At 34.6% G+C, this 13196-nt stretch carries 14 protein-coding genes; 6 read left to right on the forward strand and 8 right to left on the reverse strand.

From position 1 onward, the window contains the following. The first annotated feature begins 55 nt into the window (after positions 1–55). The 5 genes from dapF (at position 56) to uvrD (ending at position 5862) form a co-directional block, all read left to right on the forward strand. Positions 56–880: a diaminopimelate epimerase gene (dapF, locus tag A9G41_RS10425; protein WP_065581431.1), complete on the forward strand. Its 825-nt coding sequence runs from the start codon at positions 56–58 to the stop codon at positions 878–880. 166 nt (positions 881–1046) lie between these two features. Then, entirely contained in the window at positions 1047–1781 is a 735-nt protein-coding gene (locus A9G41_RS10430) for a DUF484 family protein (protein ID WP_065588452.1), read from the forward strand. A 9-nt stretch (positions 1782–1790) separates the two neighbouring features. After that, positions 1791–2711: a tyrosine recombinase XerC gene (gene xerC, locus A9G41_RS10435; protein WP_065588453.1), complete on the forward strand. Its 921-nt coding sequence runs from the start codon at positions 1791–1793 to the stop codon at positions 2709–2711. Positions 2712–2713: 2 nt separating this feature from the next. Beyond that, on the forward strand, positions 2714–3427 hold the full coding sequence (yigB, locus tag A9G41_RS10440; RefSeq protein ID WP_075539638.1) for a 5-amino-6-(5-phospho-D-ribitylamino)uracil phosphatase YigB: 714 nt from the start codon (positions 2714–2716) through the stop codon (positions 3425–3427). A gap of 203 nt (positions 3428–3630) precedes the next feature. Beyond that, positions 3631–5862 (forward strand): DNA helicase II, encoded by a 2232-nt coding sequence (uvrD, locus tag A9G41_RS10445; RefSeq protein ID WP_065588455.1) that lies wholly within the window; start codon positions 3631–3633, stop codon positions 5860–5862. Between the two features lie 81 nt (positions 5863–5943). Here uvrD and cyaY read toward each other — a convergent pair whose 3' ends face one another. The 6 genes from cyaY to A9G41_RS10475 all read right to left on the reverse strand — a co-directional run bounded on the left by cyaY (position 5944) and on the right by A9G41_RS10475 (position 9344). Beyond that, positions 5944–6255: an iron donor protein CyaY gene (gene cyaY, locus A9G41_RS10450; protein ID WP_065581426.1), complete on the reverse strand. Its 312-nt coding sequence runs from the start codon at positions 6253–6255 to the stop codon at positions 5944–5946. A 104-nt stretch (positions 6256–6359) separates the two neighbouring features. Further along, on the reverse strand, positions 6360–6872 hold the full coding sequence (locus A9G41_RS10455; RefSeq protein WP_065581425.1) for a surface-adhesin E family protein: 513 nt from the start codon (positions 6870–6872) through the stop codon (positions 6360–6362). After that, positions 6873–7676 carry a hypothetical protein gene (locus tag A9G41_RS10460; RefSeq protein ID WP_075539639.1) on the reverse strand — a complete coding sequence of 268 codons (804 nt, stop codon included), beginning with the start codon at positions 7674–7676 and terminating at the stop codon, positions 6873–6875. It abuts the gene before it with no gap. Positions 7677–7750: 74 nt separating this feature from the next. Beyond that, entirely contained in the window at positions 7751–8386 is a 636-nt protein-coding gene (locus tag A9G41_RS10465) for a thiamine diphosphokinase (RefSeq protein WP_065588457.1), read from the reverse strand. 120 nt (positions 8387–8506) lie between these two features. Next, on the reverse strand, positions 8507–8968 hold the full coding sequence (gene rimI, locus A9G41_RS10470) for a ribosomal protein S18-alanine N-acetyltransferase (RefSeq protein WP_065653289.1): 462 nt from the start codon (positions 8966–8968) through the stop codon (positions 8507–8509). Then, positions 8937–9344, reverse strand: a complete 408-nt coding sequence (locus A9G41_RS10475) for a DNA polymerase III subunit psi (protein WP_065581421.1) — start codon at positions 9342–9344, stop codon at positions 8937–8939. The genes rimI and A9G41_RS10475 overlap by 32 nt, the downstream gene beginning before the upstream one ends. Before the next feature lie 93 nt (positions 9345–9437). Here A9G41_RS10475 and rsmC point away from each other — a divergent pair, with 93 nt between their 5' ends. Beyond that, complete coding sequence (gene rsmC, locus A9G41_RS10480; RefSeq protein ID WP_075539663.1) at positions 9438–10472, forward strand: 16S rRNA (guanine(1207)-N(2))-methyltransferase RsmC; 1035 nt, start codon at positions 9438–9440, stop codon at positions 10470–10472. 156 nt (positions 10473–10628) lie between these two features. On the opposite strand, the gene A9G41_RS10485 is transcribed toward rsmC, so the two are convergent. Continuing rightward, positions 10629–11438, reverse strand: a complete 810-nt coding sequence (locus A9G41_RS10485; RefSeq protein ID WP_065588459.1) for a hypothetical protein — start codon at positions 11436–11438, stop codon at positions 10629–10631. Positions 11439–11634: 196 nt separating this feature from the next. After that, complete coding sequence (gene hemN, locus A9G41_RS10490; protein ID WP_075539640.1) at positions 11635–13005, reverse strand: oxygen-independent coproporphyrinogen III oxidase; 1371 nt, start codon at positions 13003–13005, stop codon at positions 11635–11637. Positions 13006–13196 lie beyond the last annotated feature (191 nt).

Below are 13196 nucleotides of genomic sequence, written 5' to 3' on the forward strand. Positions count from 1 at the left end.
CCAAAATAAAAAAAATAAAGAACTAATATGTTTGACAACAAAAGGTAAATTTACGATGAACTTTTCAAAAATGCATGGACTCGGAAATGATTTTATGGTTATTGATGCAGTGACGCAAAATGTTCATCTGTCAACTGAAATGATTAAGCGTATGGCTGATAGATATACTGGCATTGGCTTTGATCAACTTCTTATTGTTGAGCCACCTTATGTGCCCGATAGCGATTTTCATTATCGTATCTTTAATTCTGATGGTTCTGAAGTTGAGCAATGCGGTAATGGTGCTCGTTGTTTTGCTCGTTTTGTTCGTTTAAAAGGGTTAACTCGAAAACGTGTATTAAAAGTTAGCACCATGAAAGGCAATATTATTTTAACCGTAAATGACGATGAGACAGTACGCGTTAATATGGGGGAGCCTATTTTTGAACCCAATAAGATTCCTTTCAAGGCTATTAAAGAAGAAAAAACTTATATAATTCGAGCACAAGAACAGACCGTGTTATGTGGCGTTGCATCTATGGGAAATCCTCATTGTGTTATTCAAGTCGATAATATTGTAACAGCAGAAGTTACAAGGTTGGGAGCGGTATTAGAGCAACATGAACGCTTTCCCGAACATGCTAATATTGGCTTTATGCATATTATCGATCGCGATAATATTAATTTACGGGTATTTGAAAGGGGGGTTGGCGAAACCCAGGCTTGTGGTACAGGTGCTTGTGCAGCAGTGGCAGTAGGTGTTAATCAAGGGTTATTAAACCCGCGTGTTAATGTTAATTTACCAGGTGGTAAATTATTGATTGAATGGAACGGTGGGCATCAACCACTTTATATGACAGGACCAGCTACGCATGTGTATGATGGCTTTATTGCCATTTAATTTTGATATTATCGTTGTTTAACCACAAGACTTTGTTACCGAAAAATTTCAATAGGTAAAAATCTTTCAGAAAACCCATTGATTTTATTTGATTTTTTTGTTTGTTTTAAAAGGGTGACTTTAATCCCCCAAAAACGTTAGATATATAATATGATAGAAATGAATTATGGTTGCAAAAACTACTAGGAATAGACGAGTAAGAAAATCCCAGAAAAAACCATCTTCTGTACAATTGAATGATGAAATTGTCAGTCAATATATTATTGATAACCCTGATTTTTTTATACGAAATGCACGATGTGTAGAGAGTGTTCAAGTGCCTCATCCTGTTCGTGGGGGGATTTCATTACCTGAATGGTATATGGCACGCCAGCGCAATAAAATTAAGCAATTAGAATCCGAAATTACGTTGTTAATGGAACATGCTAGCGCTAATGAGCTACTTTTTAACCAAATGATGGATTTACAAATTGAATTGTTCAAAGCGCAAGATTTAAACCAATTAATAGTCATATTAAACACATGGGCAAAATCGTTAGGTCTCAGTGGTGCTTACTTATATCTTTTTGACGACAAATGGTTACTTAGTGCGCCGTCAAATTATTATCATTTAGCTTTAAATACGTTACAGTTTGATTTTATTCGTGTTAGGCATTTACAGTATAGCCAACAATATTTAGGGACATTGAATTCAACGGAAATTGATTTTTTACTACCAGAACATGGTTATATTGGCTCGGTAGCTTTATCATTATTAGGACAATTTGGTGATCTGGGACTGTTAATGTTTACTAGCACTAATCCAGAACATTACCAAGCAGGGCAAGGGACATTATTACTTGAAAAAATGAGTGAAATTTTACCTATTTTAATTAGTAGATGGATCATGCGAATAAATTAAGGAAAGATCATGGCTCAGCCTAATCAAAATGTCGATGCTCGATTAACTTTGCCTGTTGAGCAGTTTTTAAATTATTTAAAGTCAGAAAAACAGCTCAGCTTAAACACACAAATTAATTATCGGCGTCAACTTTATGCGCTTATGTCATTGGCAAAAGATGCCGAAATTTCAACTTGGCAAGATTTAGACTCTTCAGCTGTAAGATTGTTAATTAGTCGTAGCAGACAAACAGGGTTACAAGCTAGAAGCTTATCATTAAGATTATCTGCGTTGCGCAGCTTTTGTGATTGGATGGTAAAAAATGAATATCTTAACGCCAACCCAGCTCGAGGCGTGCTAAATCCCAAATTAGGTCAGCATCTACCAAAAAATATTGATATTGACGAAATTAATCAGCTACTTGAAATTGACCATAATGATCCGCTTTCTGTTCGTGATAGAGCGATGCTTGAAGTTATGTATGGTTCGGGGTTACGCCTTTCTGAATTAGTTACGCTTAACTGTCGAGAGTTAAATCTAGTTGATGGTGAAGTCCGTGTAATGGGTAAAGGAAATAAAGAGCGAAAACTGCCATTAGGCCGAGAATCTATCAAATGGATTAAACGCTGGTTGTCAATGCGAGATTTTTTTATTCCACAGGATGATGCGCTGTTTATTTCAAAGTTAGGTAAACGAATTTCACCACGTAATGTTGAAAAACGATTTGCCGAATGGGGCGTTAAGCAGGGCTTAAGTAGCCATGTCCATCCACATAAATTACGTCATTCATTTGCAACTCATATGCTCGAATCAAGTGGTGATTTGCGAGCAGTGCAAGAGTTGCTTGGGCATGCTGATTTATCTACGACTCAAGTTTATACGCATTTGGATTTTTCACATCTGTCTGAAGTTTATGATTCAGCCCATCCACGAGCTAAAAGAGGAAAATAAAGATGCACTTTTATCGCTCTATTACTACGATTAAAGCGCTGACTTTCGATCTGGATGATACTTTATATGATAACAGTATGATCGTTGAAAAAGCGGAAGACGAGATGATCAATACGCTTAAGTGTTATGAACAGTTGCATACTTTAACTCTATCTGAGTATTTTACTGAAAAGTATGCCGTGCTTGCTGATAATCCCGAAATCTATCATGATGTTAATGTTTGGCGAGCTCAAACGATTAAATCGTTATTAAGTAAAACCAATATTCCAAAATCAAAATTTACCGACGTGATTGATCAATCCGTTGCCTGTTTTAATTTTTGGCGACATAAGATGAAAGTACCTGAATCAACACACTTATTATTAACTCAATTGGCTGCTAACTATCCTTTAGCGGTGATCACTAATGGTAATGTCGATATTAATCAAATTGATTTGGGGGATTATTTTCAATTTTCCTTGCGAGGTGGTGAATGTACGCGTTCAAAACCTTTTCCAGAAATTTTTAATTTGGCCGCTCATAAATTAGCTATTCCATCACACCATATTTTACATGTAGGGGATAATTTATTAACGGATGTCGCTGGTGCTATTGATAGTGGTTTCTTAGCTTGTTTTATCAATATTTATAATCGCGATATTTTACAACTTGAGGAAGCAAGATGCTTGCCCCACATGGAAATAACTCAATTGTCAGAATTAGAGAATCTGCTATAATCTTTATTGTGTCTGTATAAATAAACAGTAAGATTAAGTGAAGATAAATTATGTTAATACCAGCGATACATTTTCTTAATAAATTTCTTTTTTCTTGGCTGCAAGTCGACAATAGTGGCTCAAGATATGATAACAATATTAATAATACACTCGACATTAATGCTGGTTAATGTTTTCGATTACTAAAATAGGTTATGAACGTAATGCAAAATAATAAATCATTATTAGACGACCTGAATACAGAACAACAAAATGCAGTCACCACCGATAATCAATATACCATTGTCCTTGCTGGAGCAGGGAGTGGTAAAACGCGAGTTTTAGTTCACCGTATTGCTTGGCTTTGTATTGAGAAACATTATTCACCAGGATCAATTTTTGCGGTTACTTTTACCAATAAATCTGCTGCAGAAATGCAAGAGCGAATTCAAACATTAGTAGGCGAAAGTTATTTTAATGGGATGTGGGTAGGGACATTTCATGGGCTGACTCACCGTTTATTACGCATGTTTCCTGAACAAGCTAAGTTGCCACCAAATTTTCAACTTATTGATTCTGAAGACCAAGTTCGGCTCATCAAACGGATTTTTCGGGAATTAAAAATAGATGAAAAACAATGGTCACCTAAACAATGTGCTGCTTTTATTTCCACTCAAAAAGAAAAGGGGTTACGTGCTGGCGATATTGTTCCAGAAGATCCTAAACAAGTTATGTGGCAAACGATTTATCGCGATTACCAAGCTATTTGTGATAGAGTTGGTTATGTTGATTTTTCTGAATTAATCCTAAGAGCTTATGAACTGCTTTGCCGTGATAATGAAGTATTAACTTATTGTCATCACCGTTTTTGCAATATCCTCATTGATGAATTTCAAGACACAAATCATATTCAATACCACTTTGTACAAAAGTTAGCAGGTGGGACTGCCAATGTAATGATAGTAGGGGATGATGATCAATCTATCTACAGTTGGCGTGGTGCTAATGCAGATAATCTTCAATTATTTATTAATGATTATCCTGAAACTGAAATAATTCGATTAGAGCAAAATTACCGTTCGACAGGTAATATTCTTGATGTAGCAAATAAATTAATTGCACAAAATAAAAATCGGTTGGGAAAAAACTTATGGACAGATAGAGGCAATGGTGAACTCATTTCGCTTTATGTTGGCTTTAATGATGTTGATGAAGCGAGGTTTGTTATTGGTCAAATAAAAAAACTGCATCAAGAAGGCGAAAATTATGCAAGTTGTGCAATTTTGTACCGAAATAATGCGCAATCACGCATCTTTGAAGATACCTTGTTACAAGCTGGATTACCTTATCAGATTTATGGCTCTATACGTTTTTATGAACGGCAAGAGGTAAAATTAGCACTTGCTTATTTACGATTATTGCACGACCACAATAATGATATGGCGTTTGAAGCTACAGTCAATACACCGCCACGAGGTATTGGTAATGTTACGCTAGATAAAGTTAGATTGGCAGCAAAGCAACATAATATTTCATTGTGGCAAGCGTGTATAATGCTAATCCAAGCTAATGCATTGACAGAAAGACAGTGTTCGGGAATTAGTCGTTTTTTGGAGTTGATAGATTCTATTTTTAATGAAGTAGGTACGCAACCATTTTATAAGCAACTCGACGCGATTATTAAATTATCTGGTGTATTGCAAATGTATGAGCAAGAACCTGGCATTAAAGGTCAATCCAGATTAGAAAATCTTGAAGAATTAATATCCGCAGCTGAGCAGTTTTATCTTTCTAATGAAAACACGGTTATTGAAGACAGCGAAACGGGTAAAACATTGACTGTTTTAGAGTCTTTTTTAGCTTATACGTCGCTAGAAAGCCGGGATGCAAATCGCGAGCAAGATTTAGTTCAATTGATGACACTGCATTCAGCCAAAGGCCTTGAATTTGATAATGTATTTATTGTTGGATTAGAAGAAGGGTTATTTCCAGCCCTACGCTCTTCCCAAGAACCTGAAAAAATAGAAGAAGAAAGGCGTCTTGCTTATGTTGGTATTACTCGAGCTCGTAAATTTTTGACCCTTTCATTAGCTGAGCTAAGGCGTCTATATGGACGTGAAGAACGTAATTTACCTTCCCGCTTTTTGGCGGAATTGCCTGTTGATAAATTAAATGAAATTAGTTATCGAGGCGATATTACCTTATCAGGCAAAGAAAAATATTATGATTCCAATGAAGATAGGCAACCTTATCGTGATCGCCAAAAATCTTATATTAAGAAAACTTGCCAAAGTGATGGTTACACATTAGGTCGTAAAGTGTTGCATAACCGCTTCGGCGAAGGCACGATTGTTAACCTTGATGGAGACGGCGATCATAAGCGAGTACAAATTGCTTTTGTTGATGAGGGAATTAAATGGTTGGTAGTTAAACTGGCTAATCTTACCTTACTGTAAACTTCATTTTTAAGTAAGATTCTATAATTATCTGATGAAACGGGGATTGAGCGTTAAATTAATCCCCGATTTTAATCTACCTTATTGATCTGCTTGTTCTCTTACAGATTCCGAAAAAATCTGGTCAAATGGTTGGTTAGTTCGATTACAAATCCAATTATCATTTATATATTCAAAATGATAACCTTGTATACGAGTGGCTAACCAGACCTGAAAAAGAGGCTCTTGGGTATTAACGATGATTTTACTGCCATTGGGAAAACTAACAGTAATGACATTGCCATTTGCTTCATAGTCCAAATCGATATCATGCTTATCTGCATAATCATCCAAATACAATTCAAGTTTATTAAATAGCTCATCAGTAAGTGCATGGAATTGTGCGGTATTCATAAAAGTATAATCGGTTAGGTAAATAATGGCATGATATTAGCATAAATAGATATGCTCTGCCACACAGCAAGGTGGCAAGAGTAAAATAGGTACAGATTTAATTATTAAGGTGCTAGCGGTAATGAACAACCAATAACAAGTAACTTATATTGCTCACTACCTTGGTTTGTATTTACCCAGCGATTTGGCATTTCAATTGTATTGACTAATGTTCCATCGCCAAAGTTGTTTTCAATTGTTCTGAGTTTGCCCTTTGCTAATTCCATTTTATCGCAATTAGCATAATAATCAATTTTAATGGAATGATAAGGCGTTTCAGTACCATCATTATTTTTTTGAACTAATGCTGGACTGTAGTTAGTCACTTCACTAAATACACGGATTTTAGTATTAAAAGGGTGAAGTTTAATCGATTTTCTATCTAAAAAAGAATAACCAACAATATCATCTTCGTTCGATTTCGATATTGGAATGAATTGCTCACCGACTCTAGGATCTTTCAAGCTTTCAGCTGCTGTATTTTCATTTTTTTTAGCGTCATTATCGATTTTTTCTTCAGCAGCATGGCTAAATGTGGCAAAAGAAAAGAGAATTAAAAATAAACTGACCTTTTTCATTTAAATATTATCTCCATCTTTTGAGGTAGTTTCTATAGGGTTAATGTGCGTTTGAGGTTGTTGTTCCTGTTCCTGTTCCTGTTTTTCTTTTTTCTTTTGCATCTTTTCTTTATATGCTTTGATTTTTTCTTGAAGCTCGGCTTCTTGTTTTTCAATAATTGGTTTTAGATCTGGTCGAATAACAAATAGTTCTTTTTTCTCTATATCACCTTGGATAGAACAAAAAATACTACTTTGGTTATTGGCAACTTGTTCTAAGTAAAGTGCTTTATTAATAGTTCCGATCCTTGGTATAACGCCATCAATAGCATAAGGATCGTCTTGCCATGTTGCTGGATTTAATTTGTGATCATAAATTTGGGAATTTGCTATGTAAACATTGGTATTGTATGGTAACCAATTAATATTATTTAAAGCGCCTTTAACCTCAATTTCATTATTATCAAAGATAAAACCCCAATATAAAAAATAACCATACAAGGAGGTTGGAATATAGATATTACGATAACCAATAATCTTTAAACCATGATATTCAAGTGTTTTTTTAAACATGACTTGGTTTTCATCAAGATTTTGAATAGACTTAACGGGAATATAGGTTACCTGTTCAGGCGTAGTCGCTAAGTCAACATATTGGTTGATTGATTCTTGGTGTTTAGCAAGTTGTTCAAAAAACTGATTATCACATTGGAGAAATGTATCAATTACTTTGTCTGTTTCACGTTGCTCGGTATTGGTCTGTGCAAAAGATATACAAGAAATAAATGAAGCACAAACAAGCACAGAAAGTTTTTTTAGAAGCATGGTGAGTTTCCTTGACCAATAAATTATACTTATTTTTTGGGGAAAATTATTGTAAAGTAATGTAAATATGTGTGTCAATTAACATTACGTAAATCCTCAATAAAGACGATTAAATCGCCGTTTTTAAATGATATTTTAGCCAAATCACTAATAATTTTGTTTCTTAAACTCACACATCCACCCAATGATAGCGTTTGCTTTGTTAAGGGATACTGAAAACCTGTGATAGTTAAACCAGTCACTTTTGAAAGTGGCATTAGCGAAATAATACGATTTTTTACATTAGTCATCTTTTGATAACGTTTGGCAAAAAAGAAATAGCAATAATTATCATAAAATGTTATTTGAAATCGATGATAATATTTCATTGCAACAGAAATATTACCTAAAAAGTGATCGCTAGCATGACCGCAAGCGCCATAAATATCGAATGTGGTTACGCCTTTATCTGCTAAAAACAAGATTGCCTTTTCAAAATCCGTTTTATTTTGATCGGGAGTGTGGATAATTTCAGTTTGCTTTGGAATGGTAAGGTTATTATTGAAACTATCTAAATCACCAATAATAAAATTGGGTATAATCGGTGAGTTAATCAAATAGTTATGATAAGCGCCGTCAGTTGCTGCAATATAGGTATAGCTATCTAAATTGTTGGGGTAAAACTTCGGCGGCTCACCATTGACAAATAGTAGGGCTGTATTTCTTTGCATGATTACTTTCTCAGATGTCTTTATCCGTTAAGCCGTAACATCTTGCTTTCTGGGATGAAATGTAAAGGGTAAACGACGGTGGTGGTAGTCATTCACCCATTGTTTAGTGTGTGAAGGATGTCAAAAAGCTAATGTATAAGCCATAATAATTGCATCTTCTCGTTTACCATCAGTTGTTGGATAATAGCCTTTTCGAACTGTTATTTGGTTAAAACCCAATGATTGATATAGTCTTATTGCTGGTGAATTTGATTGCCTTACTTCAAGCCAAAGTGTTGTAATTGGGCTTGGCGATGTTATGGTTATTAATTTCTCTATCAAGTGGTTGAGTAGATCTCTAGCCAGCCCTTGTTTTCTAAAATTGGGATGGATAGCGATATTAAATAACTCAGCTTCATCGAATGCTTGGTGGCAGATACAAAATCCTACTAGCTGATTATCGACAGTTATTTTAAAATTTAAATACCCATTCCCTTGGTTTGAAAAGAATGTCTGTTTTGACCACGGTATCGCATGGCAGATCTGTTCTAATTTGAAGGCTTTGGTTAAATCATTTTTTGTTAGGGTGGAAATCGTTTTCATATTGACATAATTGTTGCCAAAGTTGGCGTTTTTGTTGTGATGCATTTGCAAGTAAGTCTAAACTTATGGTTTGAATTGTAAGTGAATGCTCCCAATGCTCATCAGGTTTAATATCAATAAACCAAACCACGGTTTTAATCTCACTAGCAGGTATAATAAGCTGTGAAGGCGTTAAGACCAGTACTTGCTCTTCGGTAAGACGAATAGCATTTAAAATATCAAAATAGATTTTTTGCGTTGGTTTTTGTTCGGCCACAACGATTAAACGAATCTCGTCACTAATGTGTGTGGATACTTCACCTTTCAATACGGCTGGTCTGCGCAAAACATACTGCGTTATATTGCATTGCTTTAGGTACCAATCTTGTTGCGTCATTATCGACTTAAGTTTTTTATTAGAGATTAAAGGTGGTTAATTGTATAATCAACGCATCAATTTATAAAGGTTTTTCATCGAGGAAATATGGCCATATCCACTTTTACTCCTGCAAGTCAGGTTCTTGAGCGCCGCCAAGCATTTTTTAACGATAAAAATGTGGTGATAGCAGGTGATATCCAAGATAGTTATCCATCGGTTATGTCAGCAAATCAAGTTAAGATTCATTGCACACAATTTCATACGTATTTACGTTTAAAAAATAGCGCACGAGGCAATCATACCTATTTTTCATTGTTGCCAGAAGCGGATTTTTACGTTGGAATGAACACACTGATTTACTATTGGCCCAAAACGAAAAGTGAAGCGCAGTTTCAGCTATCGTATTTATTACATAATATGCCTAAAGGGAGTGATATTTTTATTATTGGTGAAAATCGCACAGGCGTAAAAAGTGTTGAATCTTTATTAGGCGATTTTGGGACAATTCAAAAAATAGATAGCGCAAGACGTTGTGGGTTATATCATTTTCAGGCAGAAAGCCGTTTAGCGTTTGATCTTAATGAGTGGTGGTTAAGTTATCATTTAACTATTGAAAATCAAGATATCGAAATTAAAAGTTTGCCAGGTGTATTTAGCCAAAAAGGGTTAGATGCAGGCAGTGAGTTATTATTAAATGCATTAATAGATCATGCTGATATTATAAAAGGCAATGTATTGGATGTGGGCTGTGGCTCGGGTATATTATCTACAGTGCTTGGTAAATTATGCCCTGATATAGAACTGACGTTATCCGATGTTAGTAGCGCAGCAATTGAGTCAAGCAAAATGACGTTAGCTAGTAATAGTGTAAATGGGGCCGTTGTAGCCAGTGATGTTTTTTCTCATTTAAATGATAAATATCATCTTATTGTTTCGAATCCCCCTTTTCATGATGGTAAACAAACCAGTTACACTGCGGTTAATTCCTTAATTAAGGAAGCTAAAAAACATTTAAAATTAAATGGTTATTTGTGCATTGTGGCAAATTCATTTTTACCGTATCAAGCCATTTTAGATGAAACATTCAAATGTGTTGAAGTGATAGCCCAAACGACTAAATTTAAAGTTTATTTAGCAAGCCATTAATAAGTGAGGTTTGTTTATTTTTTAAAGAAAAGGATGCGTTGCAATACATATCACAAGTTTTATAAATAAAGGGGCGATTTTATCACCCCTTTATTTTAAAATGTAAATAGTTGTTAGATTTAAATTGATTTCACTATTATTGATATCATATCTAGATTATGAGAGGGCTTCTTTTAATGCCTGCATTTCATTATAGGTAAAATCACAGCGCGTAAATTCTTGATCAAGAAGAATAGGAACAGAGTTGCTTTCACCGACTACGGCCAACGCATTACATTTATTTCTAATCCTATCACCTATAATGATTGGTCCACCGTTTGAGTCTTTATTAAAATTGGCTGCATATTTAGCATTTATTCCTTGTGCATTGTTTGCACGATATAAAGCAGTTATTATTTTACCATAAGAGACTAATTTAACTGGCACAATAACAGGTGTTAATTTTTGCCCATTAATTTCCTTGATAACTTTTGTCATTTTATGTGTTCTTAAAAAACATCCTAAACTCATCCATGTAACCAATAACAACAAAAGAATAAGACCAGTAGTAGCCACAAATACAGTTCGCATATTATCAATAGCTAAATTGAGTGTTACTAGTGATGGATCATCGGCAGAAGCCACAGTTACAACTTGATAATTTCCTTTTTTCCCTCCAATGAAAGTATAATCACGCTTAATAACTTGTCCTGTATCAGTGGTAATTTTCACTGAACAGTTATCAACCGCACGTTTTGCACGACATGTTCCTTCTACATCATAGTTAACCACAACTGGATTCCGTGATATTTTATAATCATCAATTAATCCAGGATAATTTCTTATGCCCATAAACATAGCTAACACAAATAAAATTATTGCTGCACCTATTCTTCTTATTTGATGAAGTGAGCCTTCTTGCTTTAGTTTCATAACTTTTAAAGGGCGAGTTGGAAATACTTCTACTAATTTATTCGTCAATCCCATTTTATCAATATACTCCTTACTAAAATAAAAATTTCATGTCTAAACTAAAATTGTGTTATTAAAGGTTAACCTTTAATAACACAATAAAATTAACAAGTTATTACTTTCTTTTATTAAATTGGACTAAATCTTATCATAATATTTATTTTATAGGAATCACTCGCGTTGTTTCAGTGATTTGAAAAATGATATCAAATTAAATAACTCTGGAAAACTGTTGCTGCCTTGCCATTTTTCGCATATAAATATCAAAGCACATACAAATGTTGCGTATCAGTAAATGCCCTTTACGTTGAACTTTAATTATCTTGTCATTTACTGTGACTAATCCATCTTGTTGCAATGGAGCGAGTAGTTTTAAGTCTTCAGCAAAATAGTTATCGAACTGGATATGAAATTGTTCTTCTATTGCTTTTTTATCTAAATAAAAGTGGCAAATGAGTTGCTTGATTACATCTCGACGAATGATATCATCTTGATTTAAATTAAATCCTTTCCATAACCCATGACCTTTTTGTTCAACTTGACTTTGATAGCTACTCAGATCTTTTTGGTTTTGCGCATAACTATCACCTAACATACTAATGGCTGACACACCCAGCCCTAGTAAATCCGCATCTCCTTGCGTTGTGTAACCTTGGAAATTGCGGTGTAATTTATTTTCTTGCTGAGCAATAGCCAGCTCATCAGCGGGTTTGGCGAAATGATCCATACCAATAAAGTGGTAACCAGCATCGGTTAATTTTTTGATGCTTGTTTGTAAAATTCGCAATTTTTGGTTGGCATTCGGTAAATCATCATCTTTAATTTTACGTTGCGCGGCAAAACGATTTGGTAAATGAGCATAATTAAATACACTTAAACGATCGGGTGAAATATCTATCACTTTATTGAGCGTTTCGGTAAAGCTTTCTACGGTTTGCTTGGGTAAACCATAAATTAGATCTAGACTAATAGAGTGAAAACGATTTTTTCGTGCCTGATTAATAAGAGAACGTATTAGTGTTTCATCTTGTCTGCGATTAATTAGATTTTGGATTTCGTGGTTAAAATCTTGAATCCCCATACTCAACCTGTTAAAACCAACACTCGCTAAGTGGTCGATGGTTTGTGGCGTAATTTCACGAGGATCGATTTCGATCGACAGTTCGGCATTATCCGCAAAATTGAAGTGCTTTTTTAGCGAAGTAATCAGCCGAGTAATTTCATCATCAGTTAAAAAAGTCGGCGTACCCCCTCCCCAGTGCATTTGTGTCACTGTGCGTTGTTTGAATAATTTTGCCCGTTCGGCAATTTCAATATCCAAAATATCGAGGTATTTGGTGACTTTTTTTGTTTGGCGAGTAATGAGTTTATTACAACCACAAAAGTAACAAAGTTTATGGCAAAACGGGATATGTACATAAAGCGATAATGGCTTTGTAGGATAACGTGTGGCGGCCGATAAAAAGTCCTGTTTGCTAAAATCTTCATTAAATTCAAGTGCAGTAGGATAAGAGGTATATCTTGGACCAGAATAGTTATATTTTTCAATTAACCCCTGATCCCATAATTGCATATCAGTCATGCTGTTACTTCCGTTTAAATCTCTGTTTAGTGCTGTTATTTTTATCGAATTTTCTTATCAGTTTTCGATGATTTCTAATTTTTGTTTTAATTTTTATTTGATTGGTTTTATTTAAATATAACAATGTGCAAATTAATAACCCAAAATATAAACTTAGCATAATTAATATTGGCATTATGATTCGCTCGCTT

It is taken from the genome of Gilliamella sp. Nev5-1 (genome assembly GCF_001690895.1).
In the GTDB taxonomy this organism is placed as follows: domain Bacteria; phylum Pseudomonadota; class Gammaproteobacteria; order Enterobacterales; family Orbaceae; genus Gilliamella; species Gilliamella apicola_C.

Coding starts and splice junctions, on each gene's coding strand:
- dapF (WP_065581431.1), top strand. CDS start 56: ATGAACTTTTCAAAAATGCATGGACTCGGAAATGATTTTATGGTTATT.
- A9G41_RS10430 (WP_065588452.1), top strand. CDS start 1,047: ATGGTTGCAAAAACTACTAGGAATAGACGAGTAAGAAAATCCCAGAAA.
- xerC (WP_065588453.1), top strand. CDS start 1,791: ATGGCTCAGCCTAATCAAAATGTCGATGCTCGATTAACTTTGCCTGTT.
- yigB (WP_075539638.1), top strand. CDS start 2,714: ATGCACTTTTATCGCTCTATTACTACGATTAAAGCGCTGACTTTCGAT.
- uvrD (WP_065588455.1), top strand. CDS start 3,631: ATGCAAAATAATAAATCATTATTAGACGACCTGAATACAGAACAACAA.
- cyaY (WP_065581426.1), bottom strand. CDS start 6,255: ATGAATACCGCACAATTCCATGCACTTACTGATGAGCTATTTAATAAA.
- A9G41_RS10455 (WP_065581425.1), bottom strand. CDS start 6,872: ATGAAAAAGGTCAGTTTATTTTTAATTCTCTTTTCTTTTGCCACATTT.
- A9G41_RS10460 (WP_075539639.1), bottom strand. CDS start 7,676: ATGCTTCTAAAAAAACTTTCTGTGCTTGTTTGTGCTTCATTTATTTCT.
- A9G41_RS10465 (WP_065588457.1), bottom strand. CDS start 8,386: ATGCAAAGAAATACAGCCCTACTATTTGTCAATGGTGAGCCGCCGAAG.
- rimI (WP_065653289.1), bottom strand. CDS start 8,968: ATGAAAACGATTTCCACCCTAACAAAAAATGATTTAACCAAAGCCTTC.
- A9G41_RS10475 (WP_065581421.1), bottom strand. CDS start 9,344: ATGACGCAACAAGATTGGTACCTAAAGCAATGCAATATAACGCAGTAT.
- A9G41_RS10485 (WP_065588459.1), bottom strand. CDS start 11,438: ATGGGATTGACGAATAAATTAGTAGAAGTATTTCCAACTCGCCCTTTA.
- hemN (WP_075539640.1), bottom strand. CDS start 13,005: ATGACTGATATGCAATTATGGGATCAGGGGTTAATTGAAAAATATAAC.